Origin of the sequence: Nonomuraea sp. NPDC059023, assembly GCF_042740095.1 — a bacterium.
GTDB lineage: Bacteria > Actinomycetota > Actinomycetes > Streptosporangiales > Streptosporangiaceae > Nonomuraea.
In genome coordinates, this window is sequence record NZ_JBHYIO010000035.1 from 89,809 (window position 1) to 105,600 (window position 15,792).

At 71.8% G+C, this 15,792-nt stretch carries 11 protein-coding genes; 3 read left to right on the forward strand and 8 right to left on the reverse strand.

Annotation, left to right across the window (positions count from 1 at the left end; translation table 11 throughout):
- Nucleotides 1-26: 26 nt before the first annotated feature.
- From ACFWYW_RS43400 to ACFWYW_RS43425, 6 genes are read right to left on the reverse strand one after another with little or no spacing between them, the layout of a single operon-like run.
- The gene (locus ACFWYW_RS43400) at nucleotides 27-1,313 is read right to left on the reverse strand and encodes an ABC transporter substrate-binding protein (protein ID WP_379618783.1); all 1,287 of its coding nucleotides are present in this window, start codon (nucleotides 1,311-1,313) and stop codon (nucleotides 27-29) included.
- Between the two features lie 14 nt (nucleotides 1,314-1,327).
- Nucleotides 1,328-2,491, reverse strand: coding sequence for a branched-chain amino acid ABC transporter permease (locus tag ACFWYW_RS43405; protein WP_379618781.1), 1,164 nt, complete (start codon nucleotides 2,489-2,491; stop codon nucleotides 1,328-1,330).
- Nucleotides 2,488-3,375, reverse strand: a complete 888-nt coding sequence (locus ACFWYW_RS43410; RefSeq protein ID WP_379618779.1) for a branched-chain amino acid ABC transporter permease — start codon at nucleotides 3,373-3,375, stop codon at nucleotides 2,488-2,490. The genes ACFWYW_RS43405 and ACFWYW_RS43410 overlap by 4 nt, the downstream gene beginning before the upstream one ends.
- Nucleotides 3,372-5,186 (reverse strand): AMP-dependent synthetase/ligase, encoded by a 1,815-nt coding sequence (locus ACFWYW_RS43415; protein WP_379618777.1) that lies wholly within the window; start codon nucleotides 5,184-5,186, stop codon nucleotides 3,372-3,374. Before ACFWYW_RS43415 ends, ACFWYW_RS43410 begins: the two co-directional genes overlap by 4 nt.
- Complete coding sequence (locus ACFWYW_RS43420; RefSeq protein ID WP_379618775.1) at nucleotides 5,183-5,947, reverse strand: ABC transporter ATP-binding protein; 765 nt, start codon at nucleotides 5,945-5,947, stop codon at nucleotides 5,183-5,185. Before ACFWYW_RS43420 ends, ACFWYW_RS43415 begins: the two co-directional genes overlap by 4 nt.
- Nucleotides 5,935-6,711 (reverse strand): ABC transporter ATP-binding protein, encoded by a 777-nt coding sequence (locus ACFWYW_RS43425; protein WP_379618773.1) that lies wholly within the window; start codon nucleotides 6,709-6,711, stop codon nucleotides 5,935-5,937. The genes ACFWYW_RS43420 and ACFWYW_RS43425 overlap by 13 nt, the downstream gene beginning before the upstream one ends.
- A gap of 107 nt (nucleotides 6,712-6,818) precedes the next feature.
- Here ACFWYW_RS43425 and ACFWYW_RS43430 point away from each other — a divergent pair, with 107 nt between their 5' ends.
- Both ACFWYW_RS43430 and ACFWYW_RS43435 read left to right on the forward strand, forming a co-directional pair.
- Complete coding sequence (locus tag ACFWYW_RS43430) at nucleotides 6,819-7,076, forward strand: UBP-type zinc finger domain-containing protein (RefSeq protein ID WP_379618771.1); 258 nt, start codon at nucleotides 6,819-6,821, stop codon at nucleotides 7,074-7,076.
- A gap of 18 nt (nucleotides 7,077-7,094) precedes the next feature.
- On the forward strand, nucleotides 7,095-10,652 hold the full coding sequence (locus tag ACFWYW_RS43435) for a protein kinase (protein ID WP_379618769.1): 3,558 nt from the start codon (nucleotides 7,095-7,097) through the stop codon (nucleotides 10,650-10,652).
- Here the strand turns inward: ACFWYW_RS43435 and ACFWYW_RS43440 are convergent.
- Both ACFWYW_RS43440 and ACFWYW_RS43445 read right to left on the reverse strand, forming a co-directional pair.
- Nucleotides 10,649-12,196 carry a Na+/H+ antiporter gene (locus ACFWYW_RS43440; protein ID WP_379618767.1) on the reverse strand — a complete coding sequence of 516 codons (1,548 nt, stop codon included), beginning with the start codon at nucleotides 12,194-12,196 and terminating at the stop codon, nucleotides 10,649-10,651. The two genes, ACFWYW_RS43435 and ACFWYW_RS43440, sit on opposite strands and share 4 nt — an antisense overlap.
- Nucleotides 12,197-12,279: 83 nt before the next feature.
- Nucleotides 12,280-13,473: a hypothetical protein gene (locus ACFWYW_RS43445; RefSeq protein WP_379618765.1), complete on the reverse strand. Its 1,194-nt coding sequence runs from the start codon at nucleotides 13,471-13,473 to the stop codon at nucleotides 12,280-12,282.
- Nucleotides 13,474-13,711: 238 nt separating this feature from the next.
- Between ACFWYW_RS43445 and ACFWYW_RS43450 the strand changes: the two genes are divergently transcribed.
- Nucleotides 13,712-15,682, forward strand: coding sequence for an ATP-dependent DNA helicase (locus ACFWYW_RS43450; RefSeq protein ID WP_379618763.1), 1,971 nt, complete (start codon nucleotides 13,712-13,714; stop codon nucleotides 15,680-15,682).
- The last annotated feature ends 110 nt before the right edge of the window (nucleotides 15,683-15,792 follow it).

Genomic DNA, 15,792 nt, shown 5'->3' on the forward strand with positions numbered 1-15,792 from the left:
CCAACGGCTCGCGCCCCCGGCGGCGGCTACAGCTTGGCGTAGCAGGGACCGTCCATGGCGTGGGCCTGGGCGGTGGGGCCGATGAAGAAGTCCTTGACCGTGGTGACACCGGTGGGAGCGGTCTCGTCCAGCTTGTTGACGAGCGTCTGGCGGAAGGTGGCGGTGTTCGGGTCGCCGGAGAAGTTGCCCGCCTCCGGCGGCAGCATGCCCTCGTAGTCCACGGTCGCGAGCGTCTTGACCGCGGCCAGCAGGCCCTTGCGGCTGATGTCGCCCGAGGCCACCATCTTCTCCAGCGCCGCCTTCAGCGGGTAGGACCAGACCCAGCCGGAGGTGTAGCCGTCGTTGGGGGTGACGCCGGTGAGCGCCTCGCGCATGGCCTTGTGGCCGGGCGTGTCGGCGTTGAAGGGCTTGCCGGGCGACGACTGCTCGTACAGGGCCTTGAGCGCGGGCGCGGCAGGCGACTTGAGCAGCGCGGGGTTCCACGTCGGGCCGGTGCCGATGAAGCGGCCCTTGAACCCGGCGGCGGCCGACTGGCCGACGATGGCGGCGGCGTCGGCGGGGCCGGTGGTGAGGATGACCAGGTCGGGCTTGTTCTTGGTGATCTCGGTGATGGCCCGGCCCTGCTCGGTGGCGCCGGGCGGCGTCTCGACGGCGGTGAACGTCAGCCCGTTCTTCTCCGCCGCGACCTTCGCGCCCGCGGCGGCGTCGGCGCCGTAGTCACCGGCCAGGTGGACGGCCATCACGGTCTTGGGCTTGTAGGTCTCCATCGCGTAGTCGACGGAGTTCATGGCCTCGACGCAGTAGTTGGCGCCGCTCTCGACGATCACGTCCTCGAACTCCCACGCCGAGGTCCAGGAGGCCGGGGCGGAGACGACGTTGTTGGCCTTCAGGTCGCCGATGATCGCCGCGGTGGTGGGTGAGCCGAGCGTCTGCGCCAGGCCCAGGACCTTGTCCTTGATCTCGTTGTAGACCTGCCGGTGCACCTCGGGGTTGTACTTGTTGTCGCGCACGTAGGCCTGCACGTCCACCTCGTACTTGCCGCCGATGCCGCCGGCGGTGTTGACGCGCTTCCAGAACGCCTTCTGCGCGTCGGTGATCGGTACGGCCAGCGCCGCGAACGGCCCCTGGGTCAGGTCGGAGATCGTGCCCAGGTAGATGCAGCCCTTGTTCTTGTCGACGGCCAGCGGACACGGTTCCCGGGTGACGCCGGTCGTCACGGCGCCCTTGCTGCCCTCGTCGTCCCCCCGGATGACGCCGCACGCGGACAGAAGGGCCACTATCGCGACGAATGTCACGCCATAGCGCACCTTCATCAGTTTTCCTCTCGTTAGTAGGAGAACGGCCAGGACTTCCAGTAGGTACGCACGCGGATCCAGATGCCGAACAGGCCGCGCGGCTCGAAGACGAGGAACAGGATGATCAGCAGGCCGTAGAGCACGGTCTCGACCTGGAAGACATTGGGCGTGACCGTGGTGTCGGCGCTGACGATCGGCAGCAGTTCCGGCAGCGACCGGGTGATCGGCTGCAGCAGCGAGATGAACAGCGCCCCCGCGATGGCCCCGGACACCGTCGCCACCCCGCCGATGAGCACCATCGCGATGAACTGCACCGACAGCAGCAGGCTGAACGAGCCGGGTTCCACATACCCGGAGATGCTGTAGAACAGCCCCCCGGCGCACCCGGCGTAGAAGGAGGAGATCCCGAAGGCCAGCACCTTGGAGCGGGTCAGCGGCACGCCGATGACCGCGGCGGCGATGTCCCGGTCGCGGATGGCCGAGAAGGCGCGCCCGATCCGCGAGCGGGCGAGGTTGCGGGCGGCCACCGCGAAGACGATCAGCAGCACGAGCATGAGAACGTAGAGCTGCTGCTCCTTGGTGGCGGCGCCGTCCTGGTCGAGGGGCAGGCCGAACAGCTGCGGCACCGCCGCCTCCCGGCCCACGCCGGGGCCGCCGGTCAGGTGGTCCCACTCCTTGAAGACATGCTCGCCGAGAAAGACCAGCCCGAGCGTGACGACGGCCAGGTAGAGCCCGCGCAGCCGGGTGGCCAGCGGCGCGACCAGCACCCCGAACAGCGCGGCGACCAGCCCGGCGGCCGGCAGCCAGATCCAGATCTCGGCCAGCCCGAACCCCAGGTGCTCACCCCCGCGCGGCCCGGAGACCGCCGCCGCCGTGTACGCCCCGATGGCCACGAAGAAGGCGTGCCCCAGCGACACCTGCCCGGCGTACCCGGTGACGATGTTGAGCCCGATCGCCCCGATGGCCAGCACGTACGCCCCCGCCAGCACCTCCAGCGACCGGTCGGCCAGCACCACGGACAGCGACAGCGCGAGCAGCACCAGCAGCCCGGTCCAGATCTTCTTGGCCCGGGTGTCGAGCAGCGCCATGTCCTGGGCGTAGGAGGTGTAGAGCAGCGGGCGCCCGCGCGGGCGGCGCGATCGCCCGGCCGGGGCGTCGGGCACCTCCGCCTTGGCGGTGGACCTGGTGTCGGTCATACGCGCTCGACCTCCCGGGTGCCGAACAGCCCGTACGGCCGCACCAGCAGCACGACCAGCATCACCACGTACGGCGTGACCACCGCGAAGTTCTGTCCCAGCCACGGCGCGAACTCGCCCTGGTAGCTCTGGAACAGCGACTCGACCACCCCGATCGTCAGCCCGCCGGCGACCGCGCCGCCGAGCGAGTCGAGGCCGCCGACGATGATGGCCGGCAGCGCCTTGAGCGCGACGATCCAGGTCAGCTGCTCCACGCCCTGGCCGGTGCCGACGAACATGCCGGCGATCGCCGCCAGGAACCCGGCCAGGGCCCACGACAGCGCGAACACCGCCCCGACCGAGACGCCCTGCGCGAGCGCGGTCTCCTGGTCGAAGGCGGCGGCCCGCATGGCCAGGCCGTACCTGGTGTGGCGGAAGAACAGGAACAGCAGCGTGACCAGCACGGCCGTCACGGCCAGCATGGCCAGCCACCGCTGCTGCACGACCAGCGGGCCGAGCGCGACCTGGTTCAGGCCCCACGGGTCGCCCATCTGCCGTACGTCGCGGCCGATGAAGCCGTTGACGACCACACGGACGACCACGTCCACGCCCAGCGTGATGATCGCGACGACGAACACCGGGCGGCCGACCATGGGTCGGATCGCCACCCGCTCGATGCCGAGCGCGACCCCGGCGATGAGCAGCGCGGCCAGCAGGACCGCGAGGTAGAAGCCGGTCACCTCGGTCAGGTAGCTGACCGCCACGGCCCCGGCCAGCATGAGCGCGGGCTGGGCGAAGCTGATGACCCTGGTCGCCTTGTAGATGATCACGAATCCGAGTGCCAGCAACGCGTAGACCGAGCCGTTGCCCAGACCTCTGATGACCGATTCGAGCACTCCTATCACGCGCGGTACATCCCTTCGACCAGCTCCTCGAACAGCTTGGCGATGGCGCCGCGCTTGACCTTCTGCGTGGCGGTCAGTTCGCCGTCCTCGTGGTCGAGCTCCTTGGGCAGGAAGGCGAACTTCTTGACCTGCTCGACCCGGGCGAAGCGCTCGTTGACCCGCAGGACGACGTCCTGGACCAGCGCCCGCGTCTGCGGCCGCTCGGACAGGTCGCGGTAGGTGGTGTAGGCGATGCCGCGCCGGCGCGCCCACTCCCCCACGGTGTCGAGCTCGATGCCGATGAGCGCCACGAGGTAGGGCCGCTGGTCGCCGACGACGACCGCCTCCTTGATGTACGGCGAGGCCTTCAGCGCGTTCTCGATCTCGGAGGGCGCGACGTTCTTGCCGCCGCCGGTGATGATGATGTCCTTCATCCGGTCGGTGATGCGCACGTGGGTGCCGCCGTCCCACTCCCCCACGTCGCCGGTGTGCAGCCAGCCGTCGGCGTCGAGCACGTCGGCGGTGGCGCGCGGGTTGCCCCAGTAGCCGGCGAAGGTGCCCGGGTGCCTGGTCATGATCTCGCCGGTGGCCTCGTCGATCTTCAGCTCGATGCCGGCCTGCGGCTCGCCGACGGTGCCGAGCCTGACCCGGCCGGGACGGTTGGCGGTGGCGATGGCGGTGTTCTCGCTCATGCCGTACACCTCGTGCATGGCCACGCCGATGCCCATGTAGAACTTGAGCACGTCGGGGGCGATCGGGGCGGCGCCGGAGGCGGCGTAGCGGACGCGGCGCATGCCGAGCCGCTCGCGCAGCGAGCGGTAGCAGAACACCCAGCCCAGCGCGTAGAGCAGGCGGGTGGCGGCGGTGTGGGTGCCGCCGGTGCGCACCAGCGTGTCGCCGGCCCGGTCGGCGACCCGCAGCCAGAGCCTGGTCACGGCCCGTTTGAGCGGCGAGGCGGCGTCGAGCTTGATGTTGACCTGGGCCAGCACCTTCTCCCAGATGCGCGGGACGCCGAACAGGATCGTCGGCTGCACCTCGCGCAGGTTGGCCTGGACGGTCTCGATCGACTCGGCGAAGTTCACCTGGACGCCGGCGCCGGCGTTGAACCAGACGGTGAAGGCGCGCTCGGCGACGTGGCAGAGCGGCAGGTAGGACAGGATGAGGTCGCGTTCCGAGGGCGGCGGCGAGGTGAAGCCGCCGTCCTCGACGAGCGTCTTGATGGCGAACTCGATGTTGCCGACGGTGAGCATGACGCCCTTGGGCGGGCCGGTGGTGCCTGAGGTGTAGATGAGGGTGGCCACGTCGCCGGCCGTCGCCTCGTCCATGCGGCGGGCCAGCGCGTCCGGGTGCTCGGCCCGGTGGGCGGCGCCGATGGCCAGCAGGTCGGGCCAGTGGAGCAGGCGCGGGTCGTCGTACCTGCCGCGGATGCCGCGGGGCTCCAGGTAGACGATGCGCTCCAGGTCCTCGACGGCCAGCGCCTTGTCGAGCTGCTCCTGGTCCTCGGCCAGCAGGATGCGGGCGCCGGAGTCGGCCAGCAGGTACGCGACCTCGGCGGGCGGGTTGGTCGGGTAGAGGCCGACGGTGATGCCGCGCACGGCGACCGTGGCCAGGTCGGCGTAGAGCCATTCCGGGCGGTTCTCGGAGTGGACGGCGACCCGGTCGCCCGGCTCGACCCCGAGGGCCAGCAGGGCGTGCGCGACGAGTTCGACCTGGCTCCAGTAGCCGGACCAGGTGATCTCCTGCCAGACGCCGAAGTCCTTGTGCCGCAGGGCGACGACGCCGGGCGTGCGCGCGGCCCGGTCCCGGACCCGGGTGACGATGGTCGGCCTCACGCGGTCCCTCCCAGATACGCCTCGATGACCTTGGGGTCGCGCTGCACCTCGGCGGGCGTGCCGAGGGCCACCTGGCGGCCGAAGTCGAGCACGAGCACCCGGTCGGCCAGGTCCATGACCAGGCCCATGTCGTGGTCGACCAGCACGATCGGGATGCCGAGCTCGTCGCGGATGTCCAGGACGAACCTGGCCATGTCCTCGGTCTCCTCCAGGTTCATGCCGGCGACGGGCTCGTCGAGCAGCAGCAGCCTGGGCTCCATCGCCAGCGCGCGGCCGAGCTCCACCCGCTTCTGGATCCCGTACGGCAGCAGCCGCACCGGATGCCGCCGCCAGGCGGTCAGCTCCAGGAAGTCGATGATGTCCTCGATCCTGGCCCTGGCCTCCAGTTCCTGCCTTCTGGCCCGGCCGAACCATGCGATGGCCGACAGCGTCCCGTACCGGAAGTGGCAGTGGCGGCCGAGCATGAGGTTGTCCAGGACGGTGAGGTTGTGGAAGAGCTCGACGTTCTGGAAGGTGCGGGCCAGGCCCATCGCGGCGATCTCGTCGGGGCGCCGGCCGAGCAGGTCGGTCTCCAGGAAGACGACCTTGCCGCGCTGGGGCCGGTAGACGCCGGACAGGACGTTGAAGATCGAGGTCTTGCCGGCGCCGTTGGGGCCGATCACCGCGAACAGCTCGGTGGGGCCGACCTCGAAGGAGACGCCGTCGATGGCGCGGACGCCGGCGAAGGACAGGCCGACGTCCTCGACGGTCAGGACAGCCATCTCTTCCTCCGTTTGTAGTGCTTGACCTCGCGGAAGGACCTGGCCGCCCCCTCGGCGCCGAGCCCGAGGTAGAACTCCCTGATGTCCTCGTCGGCCAGCAGTTCCGCGGCCGGCTTGTCCATCACGATCTTTCCGGTCTCCATCACGTAGCCGTGGGCGGCGATCGACAGCGCCATGGTGGCGTTCTGCTCGACCAGCAGGACGGTGGTGCCCTGCTTGTTGATCTCGACGATGAGGTCGCGGATCTGGGCGACGAGCGACGGGGCCAGGCCGAGGCTGGGCTCGTCCAGGAGCAGGTACGCCGGTCCCGCCATGAGCGCGCGGCCGACGGCCAGCATCTGCTGCTCGCCGCCGGACAGGTAGCCGGAGACGCTCTTGCGGCGTTCGGCCAGCACGGGGAACAGGCCGTAGACCCGGTCGAGGTGGGATCGCGCCGCGGTGTGGCCGCCGACCTTGAGGTTCTCCTCCACGGTCAGCTCGGCCAGGATGCGGCGGCCCTCCATGACCTGGCTGAGGCCGCGCCGTACGATCTGGGCGGGTTTGAGGTGGTGGATCGGCTGGCCTTCAAGGGTGACCGTTCCTTTGGTGATCTCTCCGTCGTGCACGTCGAGCAGGCCGGACAGCGCGCGCAGCAGGGTCGTCTTGCCCGCTCCGTTGGCGCCCAGGAGCGCCACGATCGAGCCGGGCGGGACGCTCAGGCTGACGCCGCGCAGCACGAGCATCACGTCGTCGTAGACCACCTCGAGGTTGCGGACCTCAAGCACGAGGGCTCCCTTCGCCGCCCCCGATTAGCAAAGAGTCCACTGGACCAAGCGCTCGATCAATAGGTGCGGCCAAATTGGAATGTGCTTCTAGTCCTACGATTTCGCTTATGGCAATCTGCGAACATCTTTCCAACGCCGGCGACCCGCCCGCGCGTACGCCCGAGGGCTGCGAGGAGTGCCTGGCGACCGGTGGTCGCTGGGTGCACCTGAGGCGCTGCCTGTCGTGCGGACATATCGGCTGCTGCGACTCCTCACCGTCCCGGCACGCCAGCAAGCACGCGGGCGGCGACGGCCACCCGGTCATCCAGTCCTTCGAGCCCGGCGAGAGCTGGCGGTGGTGCTACGTCGACAACCAGATGGGCTGAGCGCGCATCTAACCGCTCGTGAACGGGGAACCGCTGCGGCTGGGGGACTACTGGCTGGCCGGCCGGCTGGGAGCCGGCGGCCAGGGCGTCGTCTACGAGGCCTATGACGAGGCGGCCAACCGGGTGGCGGTCAAGGTCCTGCACGCCTACCTGTCGGGGGACTCCGCGCTGCGCAGGAGGTTCCTGCGCGAGGTGCGCGCCGCCCAGCGCGTCGCCTCCTTCTGCACCGCCCGCATCATCGACCACGACCTGACCGGGGAGCGGCCCTACCTCGTCACCGAGTTCGTGGCCGGTCCCAGCCTGCGCCGGGCCGCGCCGTTCACCGGCGACGCGCTGCACCGGCTGGCGCTCGGCGTGGCCACGGCGCTGGCCGCCATCCACCACGCCGGAGTGGTCCACCGCGACCTCAAGCCGGAGAACGTCCTGCTCGGGCCGGACGGCCCGCGCGTCATCGACTTCGGCATCGCCCGCGCCGCGGGCCTGTCGATGACCTCGACCGGCGAGCTGACCGGCACGCCCATGTACATGGCGCCCGAGGTCTTCTCCGGCGGCCGGGCCGAGCCCGCCGCCGACGTCTTCGCCTGGGGTGCGCTGGTCTACTTCGCCGCCACCGGCCGGGACGCCTTCACCGCGCCGACGACGGTCGCCGTCATCAACCGGCTGCTCAACGACGAACCCGACCTGTCGCCCGTGCCCGCGCCGCTGCGCCCGCACGTGGCCGCCGCGCTGGCCAAGGACCCCGAGCTGCGGCCGGGCGCGCACGACCTGCTCACCGCGCTGCTCGGCGCCTCCATGGCCGGGGAGCCGCTCATGGCCTCCGGTGCGCGGGAGGCGGCCGGGGTGCGCCCGCCCGAGGAACTGGCCGGCGAGCCCGCGCTCGGCCTGGTCGCCGAGCAGGTCTACGCCGCGCTGCCGTCCGCCGAACGCGAGCTGGCCCGGCAGGTGCTGCTGCGCCTGGTCGACGTGCGCGAGGGCGAGGAGAGCCCGCGCTCCGCCACGCTCGGCGAACTGCTCGACGGCCGCCCCGCCGCCGAACCCGTGCTGGCCGAGCTCGAACGCGCCCGGCTGATCGAGCGCGGCCCCGACACCGTCTCCCTGGGCCGTCCCGCGCTGCTGCGCGCCTGGCCACGCCTGCACGAGTGGGTGGCCGGCGACCGCGCGGCCCTGGCCCGCCACCGCAGGCTCGGCGAGGCCGCCCGCCGCTGGTCCGCGCACGGCCGCCGCGACGAAGACCTGCTGCGGGGTACGGCCCTGCGCGAGGTCGTCGACCGTCCCGTGCCCGGCCACCTGACGCTGAACGCCACCGAGCGGGCCTTCGTCGAGGCGAGCCGGAGCCACGACCGGGGCGGGGCCAGACGGCGGCGCCTGGTGACCGGCGGCGTGGCCGTCCTGACGATCACCGCGCTCGTGGCCGGCATCCTGGCCTGGCAGCAGACGCGGCTCAGCCAGGCCAGCGGGAAGCAGCTCGCCGACGAGCGGGCCGAGGAGCGGGCCAGGCTGGTGGCGCTGCAGGCCGACGGGCTGCGCCGGACCGATCCGGCCAAGGCGATGGCGTTGAGCGCGGCCGCGTACCGGATCGCGCCCGTGCCGGAGGCGAAGGCGGCGGTGCTGAGCTCGCTCGCCCAGCCCGAGACGCACACCTTCAAGGATCCTTTGCTCACCAACACCGGACGGACGCTCAGCCGCGACGGCTCGCTGCTGGTGAGCGCCGGGGACGACCGGGTGCGCGTCTACGACGTGCGCAGCGGCGCGGTGAAGCGGGAGTTCGGCGGCGTCGGGGCCGGGCCGTTCCGCGCGGCGCTGTCGCCGGACGGGGACACGCTCGCGCTCGGCGCCGCCGGCAAGATCCGGCTGTGGAGCCTGCGCACCGGCAGGCTCGTGGCGCAGGACCGCTCGAAGGACGTGCTCGGCACCGGCGCCAACATCCCCGGATCGCTGCGCTTCAGCCCGGCGGGCGGCTACCTGGAGGTCACCGCCAACCAGGGCGGGCCGTTCATCGGGCTGTGGAGCAGGGCGGAGGGCACGTTCGCCCGGTACGGGGCCGGTGACCAGGAGGTAGGTCCCGGCGACCGGTTCACCGTCATGGACACCGGCGAGGAGGAGGGCGGCAGCGCGGTGCGCGGGCTGCCCTCGGGCCCGGCCAGGAACCTGCCCCGCCAGCTGCCCGGCACGGTGGCCGGCATCACCCCGGACGGCGCCGGCGCCGCGGTCTCGGAGGAGGACAACCTGGCGTTGATCAGGCTCGCCGACGGCAAGCGCGTGCGGGACTTCCCCGGCGAGGCGCAGACCGCCGACTTCTCCGCCGACGGGGCGTACATGGTGACGCTCAGCCACCTCAGCGACTACGGCGTCGTGGTGACCGAGCCCTCGGTCGTCACGCTCTGGCGGGTACGCGACCGGGCCAGGCTGATGCGGTTCACCACGACCGCGCCGCTCACCCAGCGGCCCGCGCTCAGCGCCGACAACAAGCGGCTCACCCTGCTCGACGACGGCGGCCAGGCCACCGTCTACGACCTGGCCCAGTACACCGGCGGAGGGCGCACGTTGCCCGCCGGGACCACCCGGCTGCGCATGACCGCCGACGGGAGCACCGCCTACGGGCTGGTCGGCTCCGAGGCGCGTGCGTGGACGCTGCCGTCGTTCACGCCCGCCCGCCCGGCGATCAAGGCCTTCGGCAAGCTCGAGTTCGGCCTCGAACCCGACCTCGCCCTCAGCCCCGACGGCCGCACCCTGCTCACCGCCGTCCCCAACGACCAGACCACGCCGATCCAGGTGTGGGACACCGCGACCGGCCGCCGCACCGGGATCATCGAACGGCCTCAGCGGGGCGTGGCCGACAACATGGGGCGGATGGTGTTCAGCCCCGACGGGCGGTGGGTGGCGATCGGGTTCATCTGGTCCAGCGACTACCCCGGAACCGGGCACGTGGCGCTCGTGGACGTGCCCGGCCGCCGGATCGCCAAGGTCTTCGGGCCGGTCTCCTCCCAGGACCTGTCGTTCAGCGCCGACGGGCGCCACCTGCTGGCCGGGGACTCGGTGCGGGTCGACGTGATCGACCTGGCCGCGATGACGGTCCTGCCCAGGACGTCGGGGCCCGGCACCGTCGCCAGGCTGTGGATGGTGCTCGACCGCTCCGGCGGACGCGGGGCCTCGCCGTACGGCGGGAGCGGGGTGGCACTGTGGGACGCGGCCACCTGGAAGCCGGCGGGACAGGTCTTCCAGGTGGAGGGAACGGTGCGCGGGGCCGCCTTCTCCCCCGACGGCAGGACGCTGGTGCTCGCGCACGACGAGCAGGTGACCGTCTTCGACCTGGACACCGGCCACCGGCTCGGCGCGGCCCGCACCGTGGCCGCCACCCGGGCCGAGATGGACGGTCTGGAGGCGGCGCCGCGCCTGGCCTTCCTGCCCGGCGGCGACCTGCGGGTGCTCGGCTACGACGGCACGCTGCGCGACCTGCCCATCAGCGCGGAGCGGGCGCTGCCCCAGGTGTGCGCGCGGATGGAGCGGCCGCTGTCGCGCGCGGACTGGCGCGCGTACGTCGGCGACGACCTCCCCTTCAGGGACCCCTGCGCCTAGCGCTCCAGGATCGCCTCCTCGAAGTCCAGCTCCGCCATCATGCGGCGCATCACCTCGTCGTCGATGCGCCGCTCGTTGCGCAGCCTGACGAACACCTCGCGCTCGGCCACCAGCATGTCGCCGCGCAGCCGCCGGTACAGGGCGCTCGGCGTCTCCGAGCCGCCCTGGGCGGTGCCGCCGCCGAGCCGTTCCCACGCCGACATGGCCCGGCGCTCGGTCTTCTGGCGGAGCTGGCCGACCACGTCCTGGGTGATCTCGTCCATCTCGTCGTCCGGCGGGAGCTGCCTGTTCAGGGCGTCGAGGCCGGCCTGGATGGCGGCCTGCTTGGCGGCTGCCTCGCCGAGGTTGTCCTCGTAGACCTCGTTCTCGCTGGTCACCCTGAGGCGGCGGATCAACGTGGGGAAGGTCAGGCCCTGCACCAGCAGGGTCCCGATGACCGTGGTGAACGTCAGGAAGATCATCAGATCCGCGCCATCGAACCCCTCCGGGATGGCGAAGGCGGCGGCCAGCGAGACCACGCCCCGCATGCCCGCCCATCCCACGATCACCACGTTCGGCCAGGGCGGCCGGGACTTCTGCAGGTAGGAGGTGGGGACGACCCACACGAAACGGGCCACCACGGCCGCCGCGAACACCGCCAGCGCGTACCCGGCCAGCTGCCAGCCGGTGTACTCCTTCGGGATCACGTACGTGAGCTGCAGCCCGATGAGCGCGAAGACGATGGTCTCCAGGAAGAAGTCCACCGTCTTCCACACGCCGGAGGCGACCAGCCGGGTGCCGAACCCCTGCCGGTGCATCCGGGCCCCCAGATAGAGGCCGACGATCACCACCGAGATCACCCCGGAGGCGTGCACCAGCTCGGCGGCCAGGTAGGCACCGAACGGGATCATCAGCATGATCGTGTTCTCGACCAGCGCGTCCTTCAGCCGGGGCAGCAGCCATCCGAACACCAGCGCCAGCGCCACGCCGATGACCACGCCCACCACCGACGCGTACAGGAACTGCCCGACGGCGCCGGTCAGCTGGAAGACCGTGCCGGTGGCCGCGCCGATCGCCACCCGGTAGGCGGTCAGCGCGGTGGCGTCGTTGAACAGGCTCTCGCCGATAAGGATCGTCAGCGTACGGCGCGGCAGCCCCAGCCGGCGCGCCACGGCGACGGCGGCGACCGCGTCCGGCGGCGCGATGATGGCGCCCAGGGCGAAGGCGGCGGCCATCGGCAGCGCCGGGACCAGGAGGTGAACGACGTACCCGACCACGACCATGGTGAACAGCACCAGCCCGACCGACAGCAGCGCGACCGGCCTGGTCACCTCGCGCAGGCGCAGGTAGGAGCTGTCGAGGGCGGCCGAGTAGAGCAGCGGCGGCAGGAAGACCAGCAGCACGACCTCGGAGTCGAGCGGCACCGGCGGCACCAGCGGCGAGGCGATCAGCCCGGCCAGCACCAGCAGCAGCGGCGCCGGCCAGCCTCTGCGCCTGGCGACGGCGGCCACCAGGAGCGCGCCCGCGGCGACGAGCAGCAGGCGCAGGGCCATCTCCGGGTTCACGGCAGCCTCCTCGGAACGGGCGGTGACAGGCTGTGTCACATGGCATGATGCCCGATCAGGAGGCTGTCATCGATCTCCGCGGCTCACCACTCGCGACGGTCGCCCCGGTCGTCGTACTGCTGCTCGGGCCGCAACCGCTCGCCCGTGGAGAACATCGGGTCGCCGACGTAGGGCCGGGTGATGTCGGGGTCGGGGTGATGCGGCGGCACCGGGTTGCTCAGGGCCAGCAACGGGTCCACGGGGTTGGCGGCCGGGGCCTGGTAGGGCTGGTGGTCGCCCGAGTGGTAGTCCTGCTGGGCGCGCCGGCCGGCGCCGGGGATGCCGTGCATGGGCGTGCCGAGCCCAACCGTGCCCTGGCCGCGTTCACGCTGGTGCTGCGGCTGCTGCTGGTAGGCGGCGGGCGCCGCGTGCTGGCCGGTCGCGTACGGGTCCGGCTGCGGGGTGTACTGCTGGTTCGTCTGGTAGTGGCCGCCCTGCTGCTGGTGGTACGGCTCGGCCGCCTGCGAGGGGAAGCCCAGCGGGTCGGTGGACAGCGGGGCCTGCCGGTGGCGGGACTCGGTGGCGGGCAGCTGGTAGAACGGGTCGGCCTGGGCGGCGGGCTCGGCGTACTGCGGGCCGGTGAAGGGCTGCTTGACCGGCTGGGTCTGGTCGGGGTGGTAGCCGGACCGGTCGCCGTAGTGCTGCTGGTCGCCGTAGGCGGGCGTGTCGTTGTACAGCGGCGTGTCGTTGTAGGCGGGCTGTTGCTCGGTGTAGGGCTGCTGCTCGCCGTAATGCTGCTGATCGGCGTACGACGGCTGGTCGCCGTAGGCGGGGCGCTGCTCGCCGTACCCCGGGATGGGCATCTCGCGCGGCGGGGTGGTGTCGTAGGAGGCCACCAGCTTGTCCGGCGGCGCGGGAGCTCCCCTTGCCACCAGGACGTCGTTGGGCGACAGCGCCGCGGTCGGGCGCTCGTCGGCCTGGGCCTGGGAGTAGTGCGGTGGCTGCGGGAGCCCGCTCTCCGGCGGGCGGTGGTACTGCCCGGTGCCGGGGATCACCTCGGGGTCGTGCGCGGGCACGGCGGGCTGCTCGCCCGTCGCCTCCGCGAAGCCCTCGTCGAGGGTGTCGAGCAGGCGCCCGACGTCGTCCATGGGCATGCGGAAGGAGGCCGTGCACATCTCCCCACGCCATAGGCTGAGAACGAGCGTTCCCTCGTGCCAGGTGACCCGGAGACACCGCTCCTGACCTCGCGCATCGAAGAACACCTCGCCGAACGACGGCAACGGGACAACTTCCGACATGGCAGACATACTGCTTTAACCAGCCTTTATTCGTCCACTCAACCCCGGAAAACCCTACTGAACCGGCCGACCCAAACCCACCGCAACCCCCTCTGATCACGATAGGAAGATCTTTCTTGACCGGTTGGGATTCCGACCGCAAGTGTGCCATGCGAGATGCCCGACCGGTTCGGTAACGCCGGGATGCGTCCACTCGATCACTCCCCGACTACCCCGGAAATGCCGGTAGCTTTGTGGGGTGCCGGACTCCCATCTGCCCCCAGTCGAAGAGCTTCTCAGCGCCGCCGTCACCGCTCTCGGAGGGAGCGAGCGGGCCGGTCAGATCGAGATGGTGCGGGCGGTCCAGCGGGCCATCGACACCGAGGAGCACGTGGCCGTCCAGGCGGGCACCGGCACCGGCAAGTCGCTGGCCTACCTCGTGCCCTCGATCCGCCACGCCATGGGCACCGACTCCCCCGTCGTCGTCTCCACCGCCACCATCGCGCTGCAGCGCCAGCTCGTCGACCGCGACCTGCCCCGGCTGGCCGAGACGCTGGCCAAGGAGCTGCCCCACGAGCCGTCGTTCGCGATACTCAAGGGCCGGCGCAACTACCTGTGCCGCTACAAGGCCACCGCCGGCTGGCCGGAAGAGGACGAGCAGGACCAGCTCTTCGACCCGCGCGAGGTCAGCGCCACCGGCCGGATGGTCCAGCGCATCCAGGAATGGGCGGAGGAGACCGAGACCGGCGACCGCGACGAGCTCGTGCCCGGCGTCAGCGAGCAGGCCTGGCGGCAGTTCTCGGTGAGCGCCCACGAGTGCCTGGGCGCCCAGCGCTGCCCCAGCGGCGCCGAGTGCTTCGCCGAGATGGCCAGAGCCCGCGCCGGCGAGGTCGACGTCGTGGTCACCAACCACGCGCTGCTGGCCATCGACGCCATGGGCGAGATCCCGGTGCTGCCCGAGCACGAGGTCGTCGTCGTGGACGAGGCCCACGAACTGGTCGACCGGGTCACCTCCGTGGTCACCTCCGAGCTGTCGGAGGCTTCGGTCTCGCTGGCGGTGCGCCGCGTGGCCCGCCTGATCGACCAGCCGGTCTCCGACCAGCTCATGGAGGCGGGCGAGGATCTCAAGGCGCTGCTGGCCGCGGCGCCCGCCGGCCGTATCGACGAACTGCCCGAGGTGCTCGGCCTGACGCTCGCGCTCGTGCGCGACTCGGCCGCACGGTGCGTGACCGCGATGGGCCCGCGCGGCGCCGACAAGGACGACCCGGAGCGCGCCGGGCAGCGCAAGGCCGCGTTCAACGCGCTCGACGAGGTCCACGACACCGCCGTACGCATGCTGGAGGCCTACGGCCACGCCGGCGAGGAGGACCGCGCCGAGGTCGTCTGGCTGGAGGACGGCAACGACCGCCGCCCGCCCGTCCTGCGCGTCGCGCCGCTCAACGTCGGCGGCATGCTGCGCGACAAGCTCTTCGGCGAGCGCACGGTCGTGCTCACCTCCGCCACGCTCGCGCTCGGCGGCACGTTCGACGGCATGGCGCGGCAGTGGGGCCTGACCGACGACAAGGGCTGGAACGGCCTGGACGTCGGCTCCCCCTTCGACCACCCGCGCGCCGGAATCCTCTACGTCGCCAAGCACCTGCCGCAGCCCGGCCGCGACGGCCTGCCGCAGCAGTACCTCGACGAGATCACCGAGCTGATCGAGGCGGCCGGCGGGCGCACGCTGGGCCTGTTCTCCTCTATGCGCGCCGCCAAGGCCGCCACCGAGGCGCTCAGGGAGCGGCTGGACGTGCCGCTGCTGTGCCAGGGGGACGACTCGACGATGCTGCTGGTGAAGCAGTTTGCGGAGTCCGAGCCGACCTGCCTGTTCGGGACCCTGTCGCTGTGGCAGGGCGTCGACGTGCCCGGCCCTTCGCTGCGGCTGGTCATCATCGACCGCGTGCCGTTCCCACGTCCTGACGACCCGCTGACCTCGGCCCGCCAGCGCCACGTGCAGGCTCGCGGCGGCAACGGCTTCATGACGGTGGCGGCCACGCACGCGGCCCTGCTGCTCGCGCAGGGCACGGGGCGGCTGCTGCGCTCCATGGACGACAAGGGCGTGGTGGCGGTCCTCGACCCACGCCTGGCCACCGCCCGCTACAGCGGCTTCCTCCTCGGCTCGCTTCCCCCGTTCTGGCGCACCACCGACCCGGCCGTCCCCCGTGCCGCCCTCAAGCGCCTCTCCAGCGCGTAGCTCTCTTCCCGCGGTCGCGCGCCTTAGGGCTCTGTGATCCGTTACGGCGAGCCGCCCCACCCGCCACCCGCCGACGTGCGCGGGCGCAGATCGGGGGGATCGCTTCTCAC

Coding starts and splice junctions, on each gene's coding strand:
- ACFWYW_RS43400 (WP_379618783.1), bottom strand. CDS start 1,313: ATGAAGGTGCGCTATGGCGTGACATTCGTCGCGATAGTGGCCCTTCTG.
- ACFWYW_RS43405 (WP_379618781.1), bottom strand. CDS start 2,491: ATGACCGACACCAGGTCCACCGCCAAGGCGGAGGTGCCCGACGCCCCG.
- ACFWYW_RS43420 (WP_379618775.1), bottom strand. CDS start 5,947: ATGGCTGTCCTGACCGTCGAGGACGTCGGCCTGTCCTTCGCCGGCGTC.
- ACFWYW_RS43430 (WP_379618771.1), top strand. CDS start 6,819: ATGGCAATCTGCGAACATCTTTCCAACGCCGGCGACCCGCCCGCGCGT.
- ACFWYW_RS43445 (WP_379618765.1), bottom strand. CDS start 13,473: ATGTCGGAAGTTGTCCCGTTGCCGTCGTTCGGCGAGGTGTTCTTCGAT.